Origin of the sequence: Pseudomonas fluorescens (genome assembly GCF_000967965.1) — a bacterium.
Taxonomy (GTDB): Bacteria; Pseudomonadota; Gammaproteobacteria; order Pseudomonadales; family Pseudomonadaceae; genus Aquipseudomonas; species Aquipseudomonas grandcourensis.
Window position 1 is genome coordinate 99,427 of sequence record NZ_LACC01000013.1, and the last position, 23,202, is coordinate 122,628.

24 protein-coding genes are annotated in these 23,202 nt (G+C 58.9%); 14 read left to right on the forward strand and 10 right to left on the reverse strand.

Annotation, left to right across the window (positions count from 1 at the left end; genetic code table 11):
- The first annotated feature begins 86 nt into the window (after positions 1–86).
- From VC35_RS11685 to VC35_RS11695, 3 genes are all read left to right on the forward strand, one after another.
- Positions 87–659 (forward strand): RNA polymerase sigma factor, encoded by a 573-nt coding sequence (locus VC35_RS11685; protein WP_046040141.1) that lies wholly within the window; start codon positions 87–89, stop codon positions 657–659.
- Positions 656–1,645: a FecR family protein gene (locus VC35_RS11690; RefSeq protein ID WP_046040142.1), complete on the forward strand. Its 990-nt coding sequence runs from the start codon at positions 656–658 to the stop codon at positions 1,643–1,645. Before VC35_RS11685 ends, VC35_RS11690 begins: the two co-directional genes overlap by 4 nt.
- A gap of 216 nt (positions 1,646–1,861) precedes the next feature.
- The gene (locus VC35_RS11695) at positions 1,862–4,291 is read left to right on the forward strand and encodes a TonB-dependent siderophore receptor (RefSeq protein WP_046040143.1); all 2,430 of its coding nucleotides are present in this window, start codon (positions 1,862–1,864) and stop codon (positions 4,289–4,291) included.
- 36 nt (positions 4,292–4,327) lie between these two features.
- Here VC35_RS11695 and VC35_RS11700 read toward each other — a convergent pair whose 3' ends face one another.
- Positions 4,328–5,203 (reverse strand): helix-turn-helix domain-containing protein, encoded by an 876-nt coding sequence (locus tag VC35_RS11700; protein WP_046040144.1) that lies wholly within the window; start codon positions 5,201–5,203, stop codon positions 4,328–4,330.
- Between the two features lie 137 nt (positions 5,204–5,340).
- On the opposite strand from VC35_RS11700, the gene VC35_RS11705 reads away from it, so the two are divergent.
- Entirely contained in the window at positions 5,341–6,243 is a 903-nt protein-coding gene (locus tag VC35_RS11705; RefSeq protein WP_046040147.1) for a DMT family transporter, read from the forward strand.
- A gap of 27 nt (positions 6,244–6,270) precedes the next feature.
- Here VC35_RS11705 and VC35_RS11710 read toward each other — a convergent pair whose 3' ends face one another.
- On the reverse strand, positions 6,271–6,780 hold the full coding sequence (locus VC35_RS11710; protein ID WP_046040149.1) for a DUF2165 domain-containing protein: 510 nt from the start codon (positions 6,778–6,780) through the stop codon (positions 6,271–6,273).
- Between the two features lie 186 nt (positions 6,781–6,966).
- Positions 6,967–7,941: a 2-hydroxyacid dehydrogenase gene (locus VC35_RS11715; RefSeq protein ID WP_046040150.1), complete on the reverse strand. Its 975-nt coding sequence runs from the start codon at positions 7,939–7,941 to the stop codon at positions 6,967–6,969.
- 192 nt (positions 7,942–8,133) lie between these two features.
- Here VC35_RS11715 and VC35_RS11720 point away from each other — a divergent pair, with 192 nt between their 5' ends.
- Positions 8,134–8,391 (forward strand): hypothetical protein, encoded by a 258-nt coding sequence (locus VC35_RS11720; protein WP_046040152.1) that lies wholly within the window; start codon positions 8,134–8,136, stop codon positions 8,389–8,391.
- 144 nt (positions 8,392–8,535) lie between these two features.
- Here the strand turns inward: VC35_RS11720 and VC35_RS11725 are convergent, their stop codons facing one another.
- From VC35_RS11725 to norR, 5 genes are all read right to left on the reverse strand, one after another.
- Positions 8,536–9,285, reverse strand: coding sequence for a YkgJ family cysteine cluster protein (locus tag VC35_RS11725; protein ID WP_046040154.1), 750 nt, complete (start codon positions 9,283–9,285; stop codon positions 8,536–8,538).
- Positions 9,286–9,368: 83 nt separating this feature from the next.
- Positions 9,369–9,695 (reverse strand): hypothetical protein, encoded by a 327-nt coding sequence (locus tag VC35_RS11730; protein WP_046040157.1) that lies wholly within the window; start codon positions 9,693–9,695, stop codon positions 9,369–9,371.
- A gap of 147 nt (positions 9,696–9,842) precedes the next feature.
- Positions 9,843–10,328 carry a GNAT family N-acetyltransferase gene (locus tag VC35_RS11735; RefSeq protein WP_046040159.1) on the reverse strand — a complete coding sequence of 162 codons (486 nt, stop codon included), beginning with the start codon at positions 10,326–10,328 and terminating at the stop codon, positions 9,843–9,845.
- Positions 10,329–11,231, reverse strand: coding sequence for a chemotaxis protein CheV (locus VC35_RS11740; protein WP_046040162.1), 903 nt, complete (start codon positions 11,229–11,231; stop codon positions 10,329–10,331).
- Between the two features lie 306 nt (positions 11,232–11,537).
- Positions 11,538–13,088, reverse strand: coding sequence for a nitric oxide reductase transcriptional regulator NorR (norR, locus tag VC35_RS11745; RefSeq protein ID WP_046040163.1), 1,551 nt, complete (start codon positions 13,086–13,088; stop codon positions 11,538–11,540).
- Between the two features lie 156 nt (positions 13,089–13,244).
- Here norR and hmpA point away from each other — a divergent pair, with 156 nt between their 5' ends.
- Together hmpA and VC35_RS11755 are read left to right on the forward strand one after the other, a co-directional pair.
- Positions 13,245–14,426, forward strand: coding sequence for an NO-inducible flavohemoprotein (gene hmpA / locus VC35_RS11750; RefSeq protein ID WP_046040165.1), 1,182 nt, complete (start codon positions 13,245–13,247; stop codon positions 14,424–14,426).
- 273 nt (positions 14,427–14,699) lie between these two features.
- The gene (locus VC35_RS11755) at positions 14,700–15,209 is read left to right on the forward strand and encodes a disulfide bond formation protein B (protein WP_046040167.1); all 510 of its coding nucleotides are present in this window, start codon (positions 14,700–14,702) and stop codon (positions 15,207–15,209) included.
- Positions 15,210–15,760: 551 nt separating this feature from the next.
- Here the strand turns inward: VC35_RS11755 and VC35_RS11760 are convergent.
- Positions 15,761–16,021 carry a hypothetical protein gene (locus VC35_RS11760; RefSeq protein WP_046040168.1) on the reverse strand — a complete coding sequence of 87 codons (261 nt, stop codon included), beginning with the start codon at positions 16,019–16,021 and terminating at the stop codon, positions 15,761–15,763.
- A gap of 27 nt (positions 16,022–16,048) precedes the next feature.
- Between VC35_RS11760 and cyoA the strand changes: the two genes are divergently transcribed.
- The 7 genes from cyoA to VC35_RS11795 all read left to right on the forward strand — a co-directional run bounded on the left by cyoA (position 16,049) and on the right by VC35_RS11795 (position 22,484).
- The gene (gene cyoA, locus VC35_RS11765) at positions 16,049–16,993 is read left to right on the forward strand and encodes a ubiquinol oxidase subunit II (protein ID WP_046040169.1); all 945 of its coding nucleotides are present in this window, start codon (positions 16,049–16,051) and stop codon (positions 16,991–16,993) included.
- A gap of 3 nt (positions 16,994–16,996) precedes the next feature.
- A complete protein-coding gene (cyoB, locus tag VC35_RS11770; protein ID WP_046040170.1) occupies positions 16,997–19,027 on the forward strand; it encodes a cytochrome o ubiquinol oxidase subunit I in 2,031 nt (676 codons plus the stop codon).
- Between the two features lie 3 nt (positions 19,028–19,030).
- Positions 19,031–19,657, forward strand: coding sequence for a cytochrome o ubiquinol oxidase subunit III (locus VC35_RS11775; protein ID WP_046040171.1), 627 nt, complete (start codon positions 19,031–19,033; stop codon positions 19,655–19,657).
- Positions 19,658–19,993: a cytochrome o ubiquinol oxidase subunit IV gene (gene cyoD, locus VC35_RS11780; protein WP_008046747.1), complete on the forward strand. Its 336-nt coding sequence runs from the start codon at positions 19,658–19,660 to the stop codon at positions 19,991–19,993.
- A gap of 11 nt (positions 19,994–20,004) precedes the next feature.
- Positions 20,005–20,892 carry a heme o synthase gene (gene cyoE, locus VC35_RS11785; RefSeq protein WP_046040173.1) on the forward strand — a complete coding sequence of 296 codons (888 nt, stop codon included), beginning with the start codon at positions 20,005–20,007 and terminating at the stop codon, positions 20,890–20,892.
- A gap of 517 nt (positions 20,893–21,409) precedes the next feature.
- On the forward strand, positions 21,410–22,048 hold the full coding sequence (locus VC35_RS11790; protein WP_046040176.1) for a DUF6036 family nucleotidyltransferase: 639 nt from the start codon (positions 21,410–21,412) through the stop codon (positions 22,046–22,048).
- On the forward strand, positions 22,032–22,484 hold the full coding sequence (locus tag VC35_RS11795; RefSeq protein WP_046040178.1) for a hypothetical protein: 453 nt from the start codon (positions 22,032–22,034) through the stop codon (positions 22,482–22,484). Before VC35_RS11790 ends, VC35_RS11795 begins: the two co-directional genes overlap by 17 nt.
- Before the next feature lie 100 nt (positions 22,485–22,584).
- Here VC35_RS11795 and VC35_RS11800 read toward each other — a convergent pair whose 3' ends face one another.
- Entirely contained in the window at positions 22,585–22,863 is a 279-nt protein-coding gene (locus VC35_RS11800; protein ID WP_046040181.1) for a DUF3077 domain-containing protein, read from the reverse strand.
- Positions 22,864–23,202 lie beyond the last annotated feature (339 nt).

Here is a 23,202-nt window from a genome sequence, read left to right on the forward strand (position 1 = left end):
TGAGAATATTTATCATTAGTATTGCGACCTTGCCGGCCCCCTGACGCTGTCGTGGCCTCACCGGTTTTCAGATCGAAACATGAACGATGATCACTCTGCCCCCCGATTCCCACGATATCGAGTGCGATGAACAGCGCGGCGACCGTGCGCATTTTCTCCAGGTGTTTCTCTCCCAGCGTTCGCAAATGGAAGCACTGGTGAGTCGGCGTGTCGGTTGCCGGGCGACGGCGGCTGACCTGGTACAGGATTTGTTCCTGCGTTTCTGGCGGCGGCCGCTGGTGCAAGTCGAGGAACTCAGCACCTACCTGCTGCGCTGCGCCGGCAACATCGCCATCGACCATTTGCGCAGTGAAGGCACGCGAGTCCGGGCCAGCGAAGGCTTGATGGTCGAGCCGCCGGACAGTCATGGCAGCGGGCCACAAGCGGCGCTGGAGGCGGGCAACGATTTGCGTCACGTCGAAGCCGCGTTGCGCGCCTTGCCGGAGCGTACGCGGCAGATCTTTTTGCTCAATCGCATTCACGGCCGCAAGTACGCCGAGATCGCCAAGGCCATGGGCTTGTCCCAAAGTTCCGTGGAAAAACATATGATGCGCGCCCTCGAAGCCTGCAAGGCCAGCCTTCGGGAACCCGAATCGCGTACGCCAGGGAAAGCATCGTGAACCACCTCGAACGCGTCACCCCGACGCCCGCGCAGGAGCGGGCCGCGCTGGCCTGGCTGAGTCTGTTGCATGACCAGCCCAGCAGCGGTGACCAGGCGACGTTCAGCCAGTGGTTGCAAGCCGACCCCGCCCATGCCGAGGCCTATGCCCGGGCGCAGGTCTTGTGGGAGTTGAGCGAAGGGCCGGCGCGCGCGCTCGCCAATGAAGACGCTTTTGCCTTGCAGGGGTATCTCAACGCCATGGACAAGTCGCGGCGCAGCACGGTCGGGCGCTGGTCCGGTGTGCTGGCGATGGCCGCGTGCCTGCTGTTGATGATCAGTGTCGGCACAGGCTGGCAGCCGATGCGCTGGATTGATGACCTGGGGGCGGATTACGTCTCGGCACAGGGGGAAATCCGCACCGTCACCCTGGCCGATCAGTCGCAGGTGACACTGGATGCCGACAGCGCTATCGCCGTAGATTTCAGTCGTGGTGAGCGGCATGTGCAACTGCGTCGCGGCGCCGGTTTTTTCAGCGTGACGCATACGGGGGAACCCTTTGTGGTGGACGCCGAGAAAGGCCAGGCGCGGGTCCTGGGTACGCAGTTCGAGGTCCGTTTGCAGCCCCACGGCGTGCAGGTCACGGTGCTGTCAGGACGGGTTGGCGTGACGGCGCAGCAGAACGCCGAACAGCAAATTCTCACCGCCGGCCAGCAAGTGGCCTATGGCGAAGGCTCGGCGGAAAAACTCCACGCGGTGGACAGCGAAGCGCAGTTGGCATGGCGCCAGGGCTGGCTCAATTACTACAAGGCGACGTTGGCCGATGTGGTGCAGGATTTGGCGCGCTATTACCCCGGTCGGATTGTGATACTGAACGATGGACTGGCGACGCGCCGGGTCAGTGGCAGCTTTCCGAGCAGGAACCCGCAGGCAGTGTTGAGTTCGTTGCAGGGCGTGTTGGGGTTTGAGCAGCATCAGGTGTTGGGGCACCTGATTATTTTGCGTTAAAGCTGCTGGCCTCTTCGCGAGCAGGTTCGCTCCCACAGGGAAATGCATTCCAAATGTGGGAGCGAGCCTGCTCATGAAGTCGGTGGGTCAAACGCCACTTTTCTTTCAATAAAAATATTTTCAAATTTCTGCTGAGGTAAACCCGATTGCCATCCGTGTAGTGACTGAAACTGCGAGTCATTCGCATCCGTTGCGGTTCTACACAGGTCATGAGTCATGAAGTCCAGGGCAAAGTCGGGTTCGGTCAAACAATGGTTGGGTGTGTCTGCGTTGAGCTTTTCGGCATTGGCGTTGTTGCCGCTGAGCGTGGCGCTGGCCGCGGAGGCGGGCAGCAGTCAGCCCCGTGGGCAATTCAATTTCGCGCTGGCCGCCAAACCGTTGCCCCAGGCCCTGAGTGATTTCAGCCGGATGACCGGCATCAGCGTCGTCTACACCGACGAAGCGCCGTACGGCGTCAATGCGCCGGCCATCAACGGCCAGATGAGCGCCGAACAGGCCCTGCAACGTCTGCTCACCGGTTCGGGTTTGACCTTCCGTCGCACCGACGGCCACACCTTCGCACTGGAACCGCGGCCAACCGACGGCGCATTGAATCTCGGCGCGACCACCATCACCTCGTCGATGGATGAATCCATGAGCTACCAGCCGCCACCGACCTCTTCGGTGATGCGCTCTTCGGCCCCGATTCAGGAAATCCCGCAGACCATCAACGTCGTCCCGGCCCAGGTCATTCGCGACCAGGCGCCGCGCAATCTCGATGACGCCCTGGCCAATGTCAGCGGCATCACCCAGGCCAACACCTTGGGCAGCACCCAGGACTCAGTGATGGTCCGTGGCTTTGGCGACAACCGTAACGGCTCGATCATGCGCGACGGCATGCCGATCGTGCAGGGCCGTGGCCTCAACGCCAGTGTCGACCGGGTCGAAGTGCTCAAGGGCCCGGCCTCGTTGCTCTATGGCATCCAGGATCCGGGGGGCGTGGTCAATATGGTCAGCAAGAAGCCCGAACTTGAGCAGTACAACGCACTGACCGCGCGCGGTTCGAGCTATGGCGACGGCAAGAACGGCAGCGGCGGCGGTCTCGACAGCACCGGTGCCCTCGGCGGTTCCAGGTTGGCCTACCGCATGGTGCTGGACTACGAAGACGAAGATTACTGGCGCAACTTCGGTGTGCATCGCGAGAGCCTGATCGCGCCGTCGCTGGCCTGGTACGGCGAAAGCACCAGCCTGTTGTTCTCCTATGAGCACCGCGAATTCCTCACGCCGTTCGACCGTGGCACGCTGATTGATCCACGGACCAACCATCCGCTGGACATCTCGCGCAACGAGCGCCTCGACGAGCCGTTCAACAACATGGAAGGGCGCTCGGACCTCTATCACTTCGAGGCCGATCACGAACTCAACGACAACTGGAAAGCCCATTTCGGCTACAGCTGGAACCGCGAAACCTACGATGCCAGCCAGGTGCGCGTGACCGCCATCGACACCAAAAAGGGCACCCTGACCCGCAGCATGGACGGCACCCGGAATGCGATCAGCACCGACCGTTTCACCACCGCCAGCCTCGAAGGCAATGTGAACGTACTCGGCATGCAGCATGACCTGCTGTTCGGCATCGACGACGAATACCGCAAGATCTTCCGCGAAGACCTGATCCGCCAGAAAAGCCGCACCCAGTTCAGCTACGTGAACCCGATCTATGGTCAGGAAGTGCCGGGCACCACCGTCAGTGCGCCCGACAGTGCGCAGACCGATGAACTGCGCAGCGATTCGGTCTTCCTGCAAGACTCCATCCACCTCACTGACCAATGGGTTCTGGTGGCCGGTGCGCGTTTCCAGGCGTACGACCAATACGCCGGCAAAGGCGTGCCATTCCACGCCAACACCGACAGCAACGGGCAGAAATGGGTGCCGCGCGCCGGCCTTGTGTACAAATACACCGATGCCTTGTCGTTCTATGGCAGCTACACCGAGTCGTTCAAACCCAACTCCACCATCGCGCCTCTGAGCGGCAGCAGTACCGTGCTTGACGGCGGCATCGCACCGGAAGAAGCCAAGTCCTGGGAGCTGGGTGCCAAGCTTGATCTGCCGGGCCGCGTCACCGGCAACATTGCACTGTTCGACATCAAGAAACGCAATGTGCTGGTGGCCAACGCCGAAGGCCCGACCACGATTTACAGTGCCGCTGGCGAAGTGCGTTCCCGTGGCCTGGAAGTGGATTTGAGCGGTCAGCTCAGCGATCACTGGAGCATGATCGGCAGCTATGCCTACACCGATGCCGAGGTCACCGAAGACCCTGTTTACCAAGGCAATCAACTGCAAAACGTGGCGAAGAACAGCGGCTCGTTGTCGGCCGTCTATGACTTCGGTAGAGTCATTGGCGGTGATCAACTGCGAGTCGGCGCCGGGGCGCGTTATGTGGGTGAGCGCGCGGGCAACGCGGTGAACGATTTCGACCTGCCGAGCTACACCGTGGCCGATGCGTTCGCCACCTACGACACCAGGGTCGAAGGGCAGAAGGTCAAGTTTCAGCTCAACGTGAAGAACCTGTTCGACCGCACTTACTACACCTCGGCGGCGAGTCGGTTCTTTGTTTCCATGGGGGATTCGCGGCAGATTTCGCTGTCCAGCACGCTGGAGTTCTGACGAAGGCGGTAATACAGACCACAAAAAATCTCGGGCCTAGCGCAAAAACGCCTGCCGATACTCACCGGGCGTCCCGCCGAGTGACTGGCGAAACCGGTTGGTGAAATGGCTGGCACTGGAAAAACCGCAAGCCAGCGCAATCTCCCCCAGTGGCTGCGAGGTCGTGCGCAGCAACTCCCGCGCCCGCTCAAGGCGCCGAGCCAGCACGTACTGGTGGGGTGGCAAGCCGAAGCTTTCGCGGAACATCCGCGCGAAGTGGTATTCGGACAACGCGCACAACGCCGCCAACTGACCGAGGCTGATGGCCTCGTCCAGATGGCTGTCGATGAACTCCACCAGATGCCGACGCTGATGCGCGGCCAATCCACCTTTAAGGCGCAGACCCTGACACACATTCACTTGGCTGAGCAGGGCATGGCTGAGCAATTCGTGAGCCAGGCTGCTGGTGAGCAGGCGCTCGCCCGGCTCGTCCCAGTTCAAGGTGATCAACTGCCGAAAGCGCAGCGCCTGCTGCGGATCATCGAGAAAGGTCTGCTCGCGCAGCTGCATTTCCCGTGGTTCGCGATCGAGCAAGGTGACGCAGCCGAGGGCAAACTGTTCGGGGCTGAAATACAGGTGTGCCAGGCGAATATTGCCGTTGATCACCCAGCCTGACTGGTGATCGGCCGGGAGGATGCACAGTTTGTCCGGGCCGCCCTTGTTGGCGGGCTGGTCGCGGCGAAAGGTGCCGGTGCCGCCGGCGAGGTAACAGGACAAGGTGTGATGACTCGGCGCTTCGTATTCCTGGGCGTCGTGGTAATTGCTCCACAAGGCTGCAGACAAGCCGTCACCGAGCTCGGCACTGTGCTCGAGGCGAGCATTCGGCGAGCGGTTGAGGGCTTGAAAGACTTGCAGGTTGTCCAGTGCGGCCATATGGGTTCTCTCCAACGCCTTGCATCCTACTCCGTAGACGTGCGCCTGCCAGCCTGTCGCCAGACAAAAGCGCAAGTTTATGCAAGTGCGCCCAGGCGTTGCGCCGGACACTGGGCTCCTATCGAGGAGCCTTAGTCATGAACCTTTCTTTGTACCTGCTGACCGTGCTGATCTGGGGTACCACCTGGATTGCCTTGAAATGGCAACTGGGCGTGGTGGCCATTCCCGTGTCGATCGTCTATCGCTTCGGCCTCGCCGCGCTGGTGCTGTTCGTGATCCTGCTGCTCAGCCGACGCCTGCAAGTGATGAACCGTCGCGGGCACCTGATCTGCCTGGCTCAAGGTTTGTGTCTGTTCTGCGTCAACTTCATGTGCTTCCTCACGGCGAGCCAGTGGATCCCCAGCGGTCTGGTGGCGGTGGTGTTTTCCACCGTCACCTTGTGGAATGCCCTCAATGCGCGGGTGTTTTTCGGTCAGAAAATCGCCCGCAATGTGCTGATGGGCGGTGCGTTGGGCCTGCTGGGGCTGGGACTGCTGTTCTGGCCGGAGCTGGCCGGGCATACCGCGAGTCCGGAAACCTTGCTCGGTCTCGGCCTGGCCCTGTGCGGCACCTTGTGTTTCTCGGCGGGCAACATGCTTTCGAGCCTGCAGCAGAAGGCCGGTCTCAAGCCACTGACCACCAATGCCTGGGGCATGGCTTACGGGGCGGCGATGCTCTCGGTGTGGTGCCTGGTCAAAGGCATTCCCTTCGACATGGAGATGAGCGCGCGTTACATCGGGTCACTGTTGTACCTGGTGATTCCGGGATCGGTGATCGGTTTCACCGCATACCTGACCCTGGTCGGACGCATGGGGCCTGAACGGGCTGCGTACTGCACGGTGCTGTTTCCGGTGGTGGCGCTCAACGTGTCAGCGTTCGCCGAGGGTTACCAATGGACGGTGCCGGCGTTGTTGGGGCTGGTGTTGGTGATGTTGGGTAACGTACTGGTGTTTCGCAAGCCAAAACCACGCTTGGTACAGGGAAGTAGCAAGCTCGCTTGAAACGATGCTCATTGAGCACTGAAGTCCTCAGTGCTCGACTTTTATCACAATATAAATCAGCAGCGGAAGTATGAAGTCGACAATGTGTCGGGTCCAGTCTTTGTAACTCCAGGCTTGTGATTGGTCCATGTTGAACCATTCCACTCCGATAACTTGAAAGCCGACATAGTAAAGCGAGAGTGCAATGAATAATCCAATGATCGCGGGCTTTTTGGCTTCGTGAAATTCTTCAGCGCTGCTATTCATGTTTTTATAAAGATAACAGGTTCCGATCATGAAGAAGAGCGTATAGATAAGTTCAAGTGTAATGATGAACCAGTAGATTCGGTGATGGAATATGTGCGAGGTAATGGCCCTGTAGCTGTACCTCCCGTCGTCATCAGTGGTCTCCATGCTCAGGATGTGACTGATGTTTTCGTAGTTGGTTGTATAGTCTGTAAAGTTGCTGTACATCACCAGCAATCCAAAAAAGCTAATGAATAACATTAGTGTGGCTTTACTGAAGCGTATGACTTTATTTGTCGTGAGTGGGTTCAAGGTGATGGTCTCCTTTGTTGTTCCCGTTGTTGCTGGAAAAGTAAGGAGAGTCTAGCGCGTGGTTTTATTGAATGTTTATTGACTGAATTGCAGGGTGTGTATCCAGACAGCTTTTTACAGGTTGAGAGTGATATTGTTTTTGTTCTTTGTATTAAAGGGCAGGCGCTTATAACGCCTGCCCTTTTTTTAACCCTTCCAGACTTGCGGGTTGACCAGGTCCTGCGGTCGTTCCCCCAACAGCGCACTGCGCAAGTTGGCCAGGGCACGGTTGGCCATGGCATCGCGGGTCTCATGGGTGGCCGAGCCGATGTGCGGCAAGGTCACGGCGTTTTTCAGCTGGAACAGTGGCGACTCGACCAGCGGTTCTTTTTCGTATACGTCCAGCCCGGCACCACGAATGCGGTTGTTTTGCAGCGCCTCGATCAGCGCCGGTTCATCCACCACCGGACCACGGGAAATGTTTACCAGAATGGCACTCGGCTTCATCAGCGCCAGTTCGCGATGGCTGATCAGGTGTTTGGTCTTCTCGCTGAGCGGCACCACCAGGCACACGAAATCGGCCTCGGCCAGCAATTGATCGAGGCTGCGGTACTGTGCGCCGAGTTCCTGTTCCAGCTCGGTCTTGCGGCTGTTGCCGCTGTAGATGACCGGCATGTTGAACCCCAGGCGACCGCGTCGGGCGATGGCCGCACCGATATTGCCCATGCCGACAATGCCCAGGGTCTTGCCATGCACATCGCAACCGAACAGCTGCGCACCGACAGTGGCCTGCCATTGCCCGGCCTTGGTCCAGTCGTCAAGTTCGGCGACGCGACGGGCGCTGCTCATCAACAGGGCAAACGCCAGGTCGGCGGTGCTTTCGGTGAGCACATCCGGCGTGTTGGTCAGCATGATCCCGCGTTCGTTGAAGTAGGCCAGGTCATAGTTGTCGTAGCCCACCGAGACACTGGACACCACTTCCAGGCTGGCGGCGTTCTCCAGTTGCGCACGACCGAGTTTGCGGCCTACACCAATCAAGCCATGGGCATGGGGCAGGGCTTCGTTGAACTGGGCGTTGATGTCGCCGTTTTTCGGATTCGGCACGATGACGTCGAAGTCTTGTTGCAGGCGTTCAACCATTTGTGGAGTGACGCGGCTGAATGCCAGGACAGTCTTTTTCATAGGGGGGGCTCGTCGGGCGGTGAAGAATGATGAGCACGCTAACATTCTTCACGGGATTTGTGCGAGTCGCTCAGCGGTCGTTGCAAGCTTGCAGCTTGTGCTGCTCCATCCAGTTATACTGCGGCACTTCTTATACTGTGGCATGCGGCCCACTCACCGGGCCCGACATTTCATGCACCACCCGGAGCTTTCATGACATCCCCGAAACAACCGCCGGTAGCCGACGCCTTGAGCGACGCACAGGCAGAGCTGCCAGACAGCGTCGACTCCAGCGCCGACAGCGAATCCAAAGCCGAGATCCCGACCTTCAAATTCCCGTTCAAGCCGGGTGAGTTGGCGGCCGCCAAGGGTTCCAACCAGCCGTGGTACAAGAACGGCGCCAAGAACGGCCACACCAAGACACCGGGCATGGCACCGCCGGGGACTCGTCGGTCGATGGGCAAGCGCTAGGCCTTCATGCTGCGGTGCTTGACCTGGCCTCATCGCGAGCAGGCTCGCTCCCACAATTTGATCGCATTTTCATGAAAGAGCGCATTCACCTGTGGGAGCGAGCTTGCTCGCGATGGGGCCATTACAAGTGACGAATCCTTCGGATCAAACCGCCCGCAACGAAATAAACGAGTAATTCGCCGACGTATCCGCCGCCAATTGCGCACCTGCGGCCAACACTTGCTCGGCAATGCCATCGCCGGACACATGAAACAGCCATTCGCTGCCCCACTCTGGCAACGTTTGCCCGGCCAGGTCGTCAATGAGCGCGGCGAACTCCGCCATATCCGGAAGATAGGCGGTAAACCCGTCGCCCTTCAGCGCCGTCGTACGAATCCCCAGCAACGCACAAATCGCATCCTTCATCAGAATGTCATCACGATCCGCCTGACGGGAGCGCTGGATCAACTCCGACAATTCCCGGTCGACCAACTCACCACCGACAATCAGGTCCGGTCCTTTTTCCCACGACTCAGGCGGACATTCCTTCACGGCGGTGTTCAGAGGTATGTGCGGATTGATTTCCATCGGATAGATACGGCACACCAGCGGCCGGCGTTCGTAGATGCGGCAGAGGTTGTCTTCGTCAAGATTCCGGCAGGGGCCGACATTGTAGGCGGCGAAGGTGATGGCCACGTACACCTCGGATTCACCGCTGCGCACCGCCGCCGAACGGCGTTCGGCGTGTTCGCGTTGGTGCATCGGCAGACCCAGGCCATTGCCCAGATACGCTTCCACCAGCACGATCACCTGACCGCCATCGGCTGCCCACATCCGGGCTTCGCCCAGGGTCAGGGGCACATGGTGGTCGTTGCAGCATTTGCCGCAGCCTACACAGGAAAAGGTTGTATTCATCGAGCGTTCATTCGCATCACAGGGCATGAAACGGCGACAGAATGCCGCCGCAAAGGTCGCGATCGAAGCAAGTTATGCGCCACTCAGTTTGCCTTGCCGGCCGGGCGGATGGAGTCCCATTCGGTGACGTACGCGGTTTTGCTCTTTTTGTTGTACAGGCACAACTCGGTGCCTTGTGCGCCTTTCATGTGCTTTTGCGGGTACTGACCCTGGAGCAGGAGCGCGGTATAGCCGACCCGGTCATCGAATTGCGCGGCGGTGCCGACCGGTTTGCTGTCCTTCAGGCCACTGGCTTTGGTGCAGTTGGTGAGTACGGCTTTATCGTAGGTGGCCCAGGCGCCGGGGCTGGAGGCGTGGGCCTGGGTGGCGAGGGCAGTGAGGCAGAGAATAGTCAGGGTTGCTGCTTTCATGGTTCAGGCATCCTTGGTGCTGTGACCGAAAGGTGAGTATGCCTGAAGGTTTTGAGGTGGTTGTGCCGGCCCCATCGCGAGCAAGCTCGCTCCCACATTTGGAATGCAATCCCCTGTGGGAGCGAGCTTGCTCGCAATGGCGGTTTGTCAGAGCGGAACCGGTTCCCGGCGGACGGCGCGCATCCCGACGCTTTCATACAAGCGCCGCGCCCGAAGGTTGTCTTCACGTACCTTCAGGTCCACGAAACCTTCACGTCGCTGCTGGAACACCTTGAACGCCTGTAACAGCAGCGCACGGCCCAACCCCCGGCCCTGAAACCGCGGATGCACCACCAGGTTCTTGATATAGGCACTGGTCCAGCACTGGCAAACGCCCACCACTTCCCCGGCATCCAGGGCAATGAAGCACAGGGCCGGGTCATATTCCGGGTCGGTTTCGAACTGCCGTTGCCACATCTCCAGCGCAGCTACGCGACCACCGCCGTCGAGATAACCGAACTCCATCAACCGGTGCACGGCGGCGCCCAGTTCGGGACGGTATTCGCTCAGTTGCAGGCCGGCTGGCCACTCGGGGGAGGGCACGACAACAGAGAGGTCGCGCCGCATCAGCCAGCAGAATTCTTCGGTCAACATTCAATAACCCTGTTCGGCGACAGCCTTGGCCGCGGTGATCAGGCACTGGGTCAATTCCGGCGAAGAGAATTTGGTCAGCACCGCGTTCGCCCCCGCCAGTCGTGCTTTCTCGGCGTTCATCGCACTGTCCAGCGAGGTGTGCAGCAGTACATAAAGATGCGCGAAATCCGGGGTTTCCCGCAGGGTGCGGGTGAAGGCGTAGCCGTCCATCTCCGACATTTCGATGTCCGAGACGATCAGGTTGATCTGCTGCGCGGTGCCTTGCAGGTCCAGCAGGCAGTCGATGGCTTCCTTGGCGCTGCGGGCGGTATGGCATTGCAGGCCAAGGTTACGCAGGGTGTGCACCGATTGCTGCAAGGCGACCTGGCTGTCGTCGACCACCAGGATGCGCGCGTTGCCGAGCAGCTCGGCGTCTTCCATGCTCAGTTCGGTCGGCGCCATTTCGATTTGTGCCGGGGCGATGCCGTGGATGACTTTTTCGATGTCCAGCACTTGCACCAGGGTGCCATCGACCGACGTCACGCCGGTGATATAGGCACGCAAACCACCAGAGCCGAAGGGCGGTGGGTGGATGTCGGTGGTCAGGCAATGGACGATCTTGCTCACGGCCTGCACGTGCAGGCCCTGCTTGGAACGGCTGACGTCGGTGACGATCAGGCAGCCGCCGTTCGGGTCTTCCAGCGGACGCTCGCCAATGGCACGGCTGAGGTCGATCACCGACAGCGAGGCACCGCGCAGGGTGGCGATACCTTTTACGTGAGGGTGCGACTCCGGCAGCCTGGTCAGCGGCGGGCAGGGAATGATTTCACTGACCTTGAGCAGGTTGATCGCCATCAGCTTGCCGCTGCGCAAGGTAAACAGCAGAAGCGAAAGTGAGTCTGCGCGGGCTTTGGTGGAGGACATAGGAACCTTCTCTGGAAAAAGGTGACGGGCAATCCCGGGATCGCCAATGACTTCGATGCCGGGTTATCGACTTGTCGGGGGCAGGCTTTAGGGTGAATTCCCATCTTGGACCAAACGGTGGACCTTTGTGGCGAGGGAGCTTGATTGTGGCGAGGGGGCTTGTCGGATCGCCGCACCGCCCCGTTGGGTCGCGAAGCGGCCCTTGGCTTTCCACTGTCAAACCGAGTCGCCGGATTTACGACCGCTTCGCGGCCGAACGGGGGCAAGCCCCCTCGCCACAAAGACTCCACTCACCCTATAGCGACGCTATTTCATCCCCAACCGCTTGGCCATCCGCCCCAGGTTCGCCCGATCCAAGCCTAGCTCACGGGCCGCGCTTGCCCAGTTGTTGTTGTGCCGCTCCAGGCAGGCACCGATCAATTGGCGCTGATAATGCTCGGTGGCCTCGCGTAAATCGCCGGTCACCGCTTGCGTGATGGTGGCGACGGGTTGCTCGGCGGCGGCTTCAACGCTGGCGTTGGGCAAGTCGAAATCGGCTGCGCTCAAGCTGAGAATCTTCGGCCGTTCCTTGCAATTGCCCAAGGCCTTCAAGGCGCTACGGCCGATCAAGTGTTCAAGCTCGCGCACATTGCCGGGCCAGTCGTAGGCCAATAGCGCGGCCTGGGCGTCGCTGTTCAGGCGCAGGCTGTTGAGGCCCATGCGTGAGCGGTTCTGCTCCAGGAAGTAACCGCTGAGCAGCAGCACATCACGCCCGCGATCGCGCAGGGCCGGTACCAGCAGCGGATAAACGCTGAGGCGATGGTAGAAGTCGGCGCGGTAACGGCCGCTGCGCACTTCTTCGGCGAGGTCACGGTTGGTCGCCGCGATCAGGCGCACGTCGACCTGATGCTCCTGGTCCGAACCCAGTCGCTGCAGTTGACCGCTCTGCAACACCCGCAGCAACTTGGCCTGCACGGTCAGCGACAACTCACCGACTTCATCGAGGAACAGCGTGCCGCCGTTGGCCAGTTCGAATTTGCCGCGGCGGTCGTTCATCGCCCCGGTAAAGGCGCCGCGGACATGGCCGAACAACTCGCTTTCCACCAATGTGTCGGGCAGCGCGGCGCAGTTGAGGCTGATGATCGGCTTGTCGGCGCGGGGCGAGGCCGCGTGAATTGCCTGGGCCACCAACTCCTTGCCGACCCCGGTTTCGCCAGTGATCAACACGGTCAGGTCGCTGCCGCCCACCAGGCTGATTTCTTCGACCAGACGCTTGTGGGCCTTGCTCTGGCCAATCATCTCGCGATTCTGCTGGCCGCTGGCCTGGCGGTAGACCTCGGCGCGTTGATGTTCATCTTCGACCCGGTTGTTCAAGCGTTCGATGCGCTCGGCGGCGTTGACCGTGGCCGCCGCGAGGCTGGCGAAGGCTTGCAGGGCATCCAGTTCGATCGGTTCGAAGCGCTCTGGGTCTAGGGCGTCGAGGGTCAGCAGACCCCAGGGGCGCTCGTCGATGAACAACGGGCAACCCATGCAGTCGTGGACTTCCAGATGATCATCGAGGCCATCGACCAGACCGTCATAGGGGTCCGGCAAGTCGCTGTCGGCAGCGAAACGGGTCGGGCCGGGGCCGCTGAGCAGCGCTTCGAAACGCGGGTGCTCGCTGACCTTGAAGCGCCGACCGAGGGTGTCGGTACTCAAGCCGTCGACGGCCAGCGGCACCAGCCATTCACCATCAAGGCGCAGCAGGGCGGCGGCGTCGCACGGGAGCAGGGCGCGCATGGCTTCCAGCAGGCGGCGATAACGTTCGCCCTCGGGCAATTCGCGGGACAGGTCGGAGACCAGGGGCAGCAGGGCAGTGAGCAGGGATTTTGCAGTCATAGTGACTCCGTGTAGTCGGTATGACTATAAGGTAGGTCGTGTCGAAATGACTATTAAGTTGTTAACTTGTTGATTTACAACGATTAAATAGTTGGCACGAAAGCTGATAAGCATAGGGTAATCCGTTAGCAATCCAAGAAGACCAGGAGTCACCTTATGCTGAGCGCTCAAGACCGTGCCATCGTCAAATCCACCGTGCCGCTGCTCGAAAGCGGTGGTGAGGCGCTGATCACGCACTTCTACCGCATGATGCTCTCCGAATACCCGGAAGTCCGCCCGCTGTTCAACCAGGCCCACCAGGCTAGTGGTGATCAGCCGCGTGCGTTGGCCAACGGCGTATTGATGTATGCGCGCCATATCGACCAGCTCGACCAGTTGGGCGACCTGGTGGCCAAAATCATCAACAAGCATGTGGCCCTGCAGATTCTGCCGGAGCACTACCCGATTGTCGGCACCTGCCTGCTGCGGGCCATCGCCGAAGTATTGGGCGAAGAGATCGCCACCCCGGAAGTGATCGCAGCCTGGGGCGCGGCCTACGGCCAACTGGCGGACATCCTGATCGGTGCCGAAACCAGCATCTACGACCAGAAGGAACAGGCACCGGGCGGCTGGCGCGGGGCGCGGGAATTCATCGTGACCGGCAAGGTCGAGGAGAGCGCCGAGATCACTTCGTTCTACTTCGAGCCCGCGGACAAAGGCCCGATCCTGGTGGCAGAACCCGGCCAGTACATCGGCATGAAACTGATCCTCGACGGTGAAGAGATCCGTCGTAACTACTCGCTGTCGGCGCTGGCAAACAAAGGCCAGTACCGTATCAGCGTCAAACGTGAGGACGGTGGCCGCGCTTCCAACTTCCTGCACGACCAGTTGCAGGTCGGCGCCAGCATCCAGTTGTTCCCGCCATCGGGCGAGTTCGTCCTGACCGCCAGCGACAAGCCACTGGTGCTGATCAGCGGTGGCGTCGGCATCACCCCGACCCTGGCGATGCTCGAAGCGGCGCTGGAGACCCAGCGGCCGGTGCATTTCATCCACTGCGCGCGCAACGGCAGCGTCCACGCTTTCCGCGACTGGATCGACGGCCTGGCCGAGCGTCACCCGCAACTCAAGCGTTTCTATTGCTACTCCGAAGACGACGGCGTGAGCCCGGCGGCGCACAAGGTCGGTTTGTTGAGCCAGCAGCAGTTGCATGCATGGCTGCCGGAGCAGCGTGACCTGGATGTTTACTTCCTGGGGCCGAAAGGTTTCATGGCGTCCATCAAGCGCCACCTCAAGGCACTGGGTGTGCCGGAGAAGCAAAGCCGTTATGAGTTCTTCGGGCCTGCTGCGGCGCTGGAGTAAGGGGGGCGCGGTGAGCCAGCCTCACCGCGTCGCCTTCATCGCGAGCAGGCTCGCTCCCACATTGGTCCGTGTCGTACGCAGATCAAATTGTGGGAGCGAGCCTGCTCGCGAATGCCACACCTCAGTCCTGAACTGAAAAAAGCCAGAAAGTTAATCCCTCCTTAACCGCCTTATCGTCTATTCCCCCCGAATCCCCCTCACATGCTCCAGACTCTCAAAGGTCCGGGCCAGCGTGTAGACTGGCGGGCAATCGAAATCTTGAAGGGAAACGCGATGAGCGATGAATCCATGCGGTTGGGGCGTGAACGGCGCTACCTGGTGTTGTTGGGCATCATTTGCCTGGCGCTGATCGGCGGTGCGCTGTACATGCAAATTGTTCTGGGCGAGGCCCCTTGCCCGCTGTGCATCCTGCAACGTTACGCGTTGCTGCTGATCGCGATCTTCGCCTTCATCGGCGCCGCCATGCGCACCCGCCGCAGCATCACAGTGTTTGAAACCCTGGTGGTGATCTGTGCAGTGGCAGGTGCAGGCGTTGCCGGGCATCACGTCTTTACGCAGTTCTATCCGGCGGTCAGCTGCGGCATCGATGTGCTGCAACCGATTGTCGATGACTTGCCGCTGGCGAAGATCTTCCCGCTGGGTTTCCAGGTCGATGGTTTCTGCTCCACGCCCTACCCGCCGATCCTCGGTCTGTCGCTGGCGCAGTGGGCGCTGGTCGCCTTCGTGCTGATCGTGGTGCTGGTGCCGTTGCTGACCTCGCGTAACCGCAAAGCGCTGCGCTGAGGTCATCTGCCGCTACGCATTGTCGGACAAAAAAGCCCCGTTCCTCGAAGAGAGGACCGGGGCTTTTTTTGGCTTGCAGAGCACATTTCAGAGGCTGGGTAAAAAGACTGTGACGGGCGGCAATCAAGGGTGCGACACATGTGCGACATGTTGTCACAGAGCGAGTGTCGCAGGGCGTTCGAGGAAGCCGGATTGGTGCATGGAAACGTAACGAAATTGGGCTGTTTTGCAGGCTTGCGGTTTTTTCCGTTGCGAGCACGAACAGGCAGTTTTAACAGGCTCTGGCGAATGGCCAGAGCCCCCGTCATATCGGGCCTTGGGCAAGGTCAGGGGCAGAGAGGAGGGACAGGATACTGTCTGAACCGTGGGTGGAAGACCTACTTATTTTGGTGTTTTTGTTGAGAATGAATTTCGATAAGATGCGCCACTTTTGCGAAAACGGTTAATGATTGTTGCCGGTTCGGATAAAAATTATTTCGGGATGAGACATGGTTTATAAAACATTACATATCTACAATCGCCCGCACTGAATTCCCGGCACTGCTCAAATCTTAACCAGGGGTGAGCAGAAACAGGGTGTCGAGAGGTCTGGTGGCTTCATGCGATTCCCAGGTGTCGGAGCCTCCAACTACCCGCACCAAATGGAATTGGTCTGTAACAAGGCCTTTGACCACGTATTCGAATAAGAACTCACCGCAGGCCCGGGATTTGTCGTACAGCGTCTGACGCGCGACGGGCATGCCCTTATTCAATCCAAGAAAAATGCCAACCCTTGGCAGGGTGAAGTGTTGGCGATCAAAACCCAACTGCATTGCGCAAGCTGCTTTAGAGGTCGTGAGATGAGTAAAAACAGGTACCCCAGACTACTAGGCTTATTGCCGCTGATCGGCACGTTGTTGCTGTCAGGCTGCAACATGACCTTGCTCAATCCCAAGGGCCAGGTTGGTCTGGACGAGCGAAACCTGATCATCACCGCAACGCTGCTGATGCTGTTGGTCGTGGTTCCGGTCATCGTGATGACCTTCCTGTTCGCCTGGAAATACCGCGCGTCCAACACCAACGCCACCTACACCCCGAAATGGAACCACTCCACCAAGATCGAGATCGCGGTGTGGGCTGTTCCGGTGCTGATCATCATTGCCCTGGGTTACGTCACCTACAAGTCGACCCACGCCCTTGACCCGTACAAGCCGCTGGAATCCGACGTCAAGCCTGTGACCATCGAAGTGGTCGCGCTGGACTGGAAGTGGCTGTTCATCTACCCGGAACAAGGCATCGCCACGGTCAACAAGATCGTGTTCCCGGCGCACACCCCGATCAACTTCAAGATCACTTCCGACGCCGTGATGAACTCGTTCTTCATCCCTGCGCTGGGTGGCCAGATCTACGCGATGGCGGGCATGCAGACCAAGCTGCACCTGATCGCCAACGAGAACGCTGAAATGGACGGTATCTCCGCCAACTACAGCGGCGCGGGTTTCACCGGTATGAAATTCAAAGCGATCGCAACTTCCCAGGAAGATTTCGACGCCTGGGTAAGTGAAGTCAAAAAGGCACCTAAACAGCTTGAACAAGCTGAATACGCAGCCCTTTCCAAGCAGAGCCAGAACAACCCAGTCGAGCTCTACTCCTCGGTGACGCCGAACCTGTTCCAGACCATCGTCGACAAGTACGAAGGCATGAAACCAGGCCCTAAGGTCAAGCACGAGAAAGAAGAGAAAGAAGTGGCCCAGATGGAAGGGATGGACTCGAGTTCGCATTCAGCTGCCGGGGCAGAGGAGTAAACGATGTTTGGTAAATTAAGTTGGGAAGCGATCCCGTTCCACGAACCGATCGTGATGATAACCATCTCCATGATCGCGCTCGGTGGTCTGTCGCTGTTCGCTGCAATCACCTACTTCAAGAAGTGGACCTACCTGTGGACCGAGTGGCTGACGTCGGTCGACCACAAGAAAATCGGCGTGATGTACATCATCGTCGCCATGGTCATGCTGCTGCGCGGTTTTGCCGACGCCATCATGATGCGTACCCAGCTGGCCATGGCCACCGAGGGTTCGCCTGGCTACCTGCCACCTGAACACTATGACCAGATCTTCACCGCCCACGGTGTGATCATGATCATCTTCATGGCGATGCCATTCTTCACCGGCCTGATGAACCTTGCAGTGCCGCTGCAGATCGGCGCGCGTGACGTTGCCTACCCGTTCCTGAACTCCCTGAGCTTCTGGCTGCTGGTTTCCGGCGTGGTGCTGATCAACCTGTCCCTGGGCGTCGGCGAATTCGCCAAGACCGGCTGGGTTGCCTATCCGCCGCTGTCGGGCCTGCAATACAGCCCTGGCGTGGGGATGGACTACTACATCTGGGCGCTACAGCTATCGGGTCTGGGGACAACGCTGACGGGGGTCAACTTCCTGGCCACCGTGCTGAAAATGCGTACCCCTGGCATGAAACTGATGGACATGCCGATCTTCACCTGGACTTGCACCTGGGCCAACGTCCTGATCGTGGCTTCGTTCCCGATCCTGACCGCTACCCTGGCACTGCTGACGCTTGACCGTTACATGGATTTCCACATTTTCACCAATGAACTTGGTGGTAATCCGATGATGTACGTGAACCTGTTCTGGGCATGGGGTCACCCTGAGGTGTACATCCTGATCCTGCCAGCGTTCGGTATCTTCTCCGAAGTCATCTCGACCTTCACCGGCAAGAAACTGTTCGGCCACCACTCGATGGTCTACGCATCGGGCGCGATCTCGATCCTGGGCTTCATGGTTTGGCTGCACCACTTCTTCACCATGGGTTCGGGTGCCAGCGTCAACGCCTTCTTCGGTCTGGCGACGATGCTGATTTCCATCCCGACGGGTGTGAAGCTGTTCAACTGGCTGTTCACCATCTACCAGGGCCGTCTGCGCTTCACCAGCCAGGTGATGTGGACCCTGGGCTTCATGGTGACCTTCGCCATCGGCGGCATGACCGGCGTACTGTTGGCCATTCCGGGTGCCGACTTCGTTCTGCACAACAGCCTGTTCGTGATCGCGCACTTCCATAACGTGATCATCGGCGGTGCGGTATTCGGTTACATCGCCGGTTTCGGTTTCTACTTCCCTAAAGCGTTCGGCTTCAAGCTGCACGAAGGCTGGGGCAAGGCAGCATTCTGGTTCTGGATCAGCGGCTTCTTCGTCGCGTTCATGCCGCTCTACGCTCTGGGCTTCATGGGCATGACCCGTCGCCTGAACGCCACCACCAACCCTGAGTGGGTGCCGTACCTGTACGTCGCCATGTTCGGTGCGGTGATGATCGCCGTGGGTATCGCTTGCCAGTTGATCCAGCTGTACGTCAGCGTGCGTGACCGCAACAAGCCGGAAAACATCTGCGAACACGGCGACCCGTGGAATGCACACACCCTGGAATGGTCGACCTCGTCGCCACCACCGTTCTACAACTTCGCCGTGCTGCCGAAAGCCGATGGCGTCGACCCGTTCAGCGAAGCCAAGGAAAACGGTACCGCATACAAGGCTCCGGCCAGGTACGAACCGATCCACATGCCAAACAACACCGCGACCGGTGTGGTCATGGGTGCTCTGTTGACCGTGTTCGGCTTCGCGATGATCTGGCACATCTGGTGGCTGGCAATCGCTGGTCTGGCCGGCACCGTGATCTACTTCGTGATCCACGCGGCCCGTGATGATCAAGGCTATATGGTGCCGGTCGACGTGATCGAGCGCATCGAAGCCGAGCAGCACAAGCGTCTGGTAGCGGCAGGGAAGATCCCGGCCACCGCCACCCGTGTTGAAACCTCGTTGGAACAGGCTTAAACCATGTCGAACTTAGTGACCAATGCTGGACACACCCATGTCGATGGACATGGGCATGATGACCATCACCACGACTCGGGCGAGATGACCGTATTCGGTTTCTGGCTCTACCTGATGACCGACTGCATTCTGTTTGCGTCGATCTTCGCGGCGTACGCGGTACTGGTTAACAACGTAGCGGGTGGCCCGTCGGGCCACGACATCTTCGAACTGCCATACGTACTGGGCGAAACCGCTCTGCTGCTGTTCAGTTCGATCACCTACGGCTTCGCCATGCTGGCGTTCTTCCGTGGCAACAAGAAGCAGGTCCTGGGCTGGCTGGCCATGACCTTCGTGTTCGGTGCCGGCTTCATCGGCATGGAGATCAACGAGTTCCACATGTTGATCTCCGAGGGCTACGGCCCTAGCCGTTCCGGCTTCCTGTCCGGGTTCTTCACCTTGGTCGGCACCCACGGTCTGCACGTGACCAGCGGTCTGATCTGGATGGCGATCATGATGTATCAGGTGCAGAAAAACGGCCTGACGGCGACCAACAAGACCCGTCTGAGCTGCCTGAGCCTGTTCTGGCACTTCCTGGACGTCGTGTGGATCTGCGTATTCACCGTTGTTTACCTGATGGGGACTATGTAAATGGCTAACACACACTCCCATGACAGCCACGACGCCGGTCACGGCAGCGTCAAGTCCTACGGCATCGGTTTCATCCTGTCGGTGATCCTGACCCTGATCCCGTTCGGTCTGGTGATGTACCCGACGCTGCCGAAGTCGATCACCCTGATGATCGTCGTCGCGTTCGCCGTCATCCAGGTGCTGGTGCACCTGGTGTACTTCCTGCACCTGGACCGTTCGGCCGCGCAGCGTAACAACGTGATTGCGTTTGTCTTCGCCGCGATCGTGATCGTCCTGCTGGTTGGCCTGTCGCTGTGGATCATGTTCAGCATCCACACGTTCATGATGGCGAAGTGAGGTAAGTCCGCATGTCCCTCAAGCACTTTATCCAAATCACCAAACCGGGGATCATTTTCGGTAACGTGCTTTCTGTGGCAGGCGGATTTTTCCTGGCCTCCAAAGGGCATGTCGATCTGGCCATCTTCCTGGCCGCCATGATCGGCACGTCCCTGGTGGTTGCCTCCGGTTGCGTGTTCAACAACTGCATCGACCGCGACATCGACCTGAAGATGGAACGCACCAAGAACCGGGTGCTGGTCCAGGGCTTGATCTCCCTGAAACTGGCCCTGATCTATGCGACCGTCCTGGGTGTCGCCGGCGTTGCGCTGTTGTACAAGGTGGCCAACCCGTTGGCCGCGTTGTTCGCGGTGATCGGCTTCGTGATCTACGTCGGCTTCTACAGCCTGTACCTCAAGCGCAAGTCGGTTCACGGCACGCTGGTGGGCAGTCTGTCGGGCGCCATGCCGCCGGTGATTGGCTACGTCGCAGTCAGCAACACCTTCGACATGGCCGCGCTGACCCTGCTGGTGATGTTCAGCCTGTGGCAGATGCCGCATTCCTATGCCATCGCGATCTTCCGCTTCAACGATTACCTGGCCGCATCGATTCCGGTGCTGCCAGTGAAGCGCGGCATCCAGGTGGCCAAGAAGCACATCCTGATCTACATTCTGGCCTTCCTCGTGGCGACCTTGATGCTGACCTTCAGCGGCTACGCTGGCATGAGCTACCTCGCCGTCGCCTCGGCCATGGGCATGTACTGGCTGTACATGGCCTGGACCGGCTACAAGGCAGTGGATGACACGGTCTGGGCACGCAAGCTGTTCGTGTTCTCGATCTTCACCATTACCGCGTTGAGCGTGATGATGTCCCTGGACTTCAAAGTGCCGAGCGAGTTGCTGCTGACGTACGCGCCTTAAACGTCGGATGCTGAATCGAAAAGCCCCGCCTTCGAGAGAAGCGCGGGGCTTTTTGTTGGTGGAATTCTGACGAACCGTGGTGCCGCCATCGCGAGCAGGCTCACTCCTACATTGGATTGAGTGCACACCGATCCCTGTAGGAGTGAGCCTGCTCGCGATGGCCGCGACGCGGACTAACAGGCGAATTCGATATCTGTCCGCTTAAGAAAAAATTGAGAAAATCCCAAATTATTAAGATTTTCTTGGCCCACTTAAGAAAAAATGCGCGGTCAGACCCAATAAATGGGGTAAGGCGGATGGTTCCGAGGTCTTGGGGGGATTTGTCATTGGGTTTCCATCTCCTGTGTTTCGTCCGTTGCCGCCATCGCGACCAAGCTCGCTTACGATAGGGAGACCTGACCGGCAAAACTGCCTACGGATTTGCCTGAACTTTCCCACGAGTTTTTCAGGTTGAGGGTCGGAAGTTGCCTATCTAGCCTCGGGATGTCGTTATTACAAGCATCCCAGAGGATCTACGATGGAACTGCCAGAGGTAATCACCCCGCGTGTTAATACGAATACAGCGTTGGGGCAGGCTTTGATTTCGATGTTCAAATCTGTCGAAGCGGAACTGGAGCTTGAGAACGCAGTACCAGGGGCGGTCAAAATTATCCTGTTCGGTGGCTGCGCGGTTCACCTTTATACCCATCATCGCGTTTCCACCGACGTCGATGCAGAAATTTATGAGGCTAATGTTCCCAAAGGTCTTCACTTACAAACAATGCTCGCAGAGATACCCGAACAGTTTGTTGATGAGCGATCCGGTCGCTTGATGGAGCTGAACTACGACCTGCAATACAACACCAGTTTTGGCCCAATTCATGAGGACTATTGGGAACGGAGCCTTCCCTTTACAGAGTTCCCGGTTGAGTCCCCGCTGCACGTTCATATCGCGGCACCTGTCGACATTGCCATTTCCAAGCTGGGCAGAGCGACCGATCAGGACATTGGTGATATCAAGGCACTTCTCAGGGCTGGTTTCATCCTGACTACCGAGTTTCGTCGACTGGCATTGCAGGCGATTGATGTATATGTTGGCAACAAGGAGTCACCAATCTCCGTCCTCACGAATATTTTGCATGATTATCTGGAGAGCACAGATGACGAAGCCCCATAGCGGCCACGTCCTCTCATCCGCCTTGGACACGCTGGTAAAAAGACCTTTGAATCAAGCGGATGACGCTGCCTTGGTGAGCGCCGCCAAGGCTGTCTGGTACTCGGACTCAAATCTTGAAAGCGAGATAAGCGTTTTTTTGAATCGTCATTCTGACGAAGTGGAGGTTCGGCGTGCTGGCTATCTGCTCGAGCGATTCACTCGATTTACTTGCTTATCCGATCTCCGGGTGTCGGAAACTCTCAATGTCCTCGAGCTTTTTGCTCATTCGACTTGCGTGCAAGCCGTGACGCTACAAACCGTCACGCCATTGCGTCGACGCCGTGATGAACTCGCTGTCTCTTGGGGGTTAAGTGAGGGCCTCGGCCTGAAAGCCCAAGCCCTCATGCCTTTCCAGACCCGGCATTACGAAGCTGAGCAACGCGCCATGTTTTCCTGAACGCTGGTTGCCGCGAAGAGGTCGCATCGTATGGTCCAAACGCTGTAACGGCCTGCATCGTAAAAGCCCCGCATTCAAAAGAATCGCGGGGCTTTTTCATTTACGCGCGGTTGTTACACGGTGCGTCGAGCACTTTCACCACGTCATCGATGATTGCCTTGCTCATGTCCTGCAAAAAGTGCGAGGCCCAGGCGTGTCGGTCGGAGTCGCGGACCATGGCGGCGTCTGAGGCGAGCAGTTTGGCGAGGTGGAGCAGGTCGGAGGCGTGGGAGAGGGCCTGAATGATCGAGACTCCACGGTTGATGCGGAACAGTGGTTCGTTAGCGTGGTAGGAGAAGGGGGTGAGGCCGATGGTTTTCAGGTCTTGGGGAATGGTCATTGGACTTCACCTCCTGTTGGTTGGTAGGTGGTGAATGACGTTTGAAGCAGACAGACCAATAGCATTCATGAGTAAAGCTCCCGAATCAAATTGAGAGCTACCACGTTCGTTCTCAGGCGAATGGGTGGCAGCTATGCGCGGGCTGAGAAACCGGAGATACAGGAATCCGGCAGACCCGAAGGTCTCCCACGCACAGCCGCCATTGCACGAATGTACTGGCATAAAAAAAGCGCCGGCAATCGTGATTGGTGGCGCTTGTGCGCCCGTATCTTACCCGGGTTCTCAGGCCCGGTCGCTGAATTGGCAGCGACCGGGCGAAGTTAGCCGGCAAGGATGAGG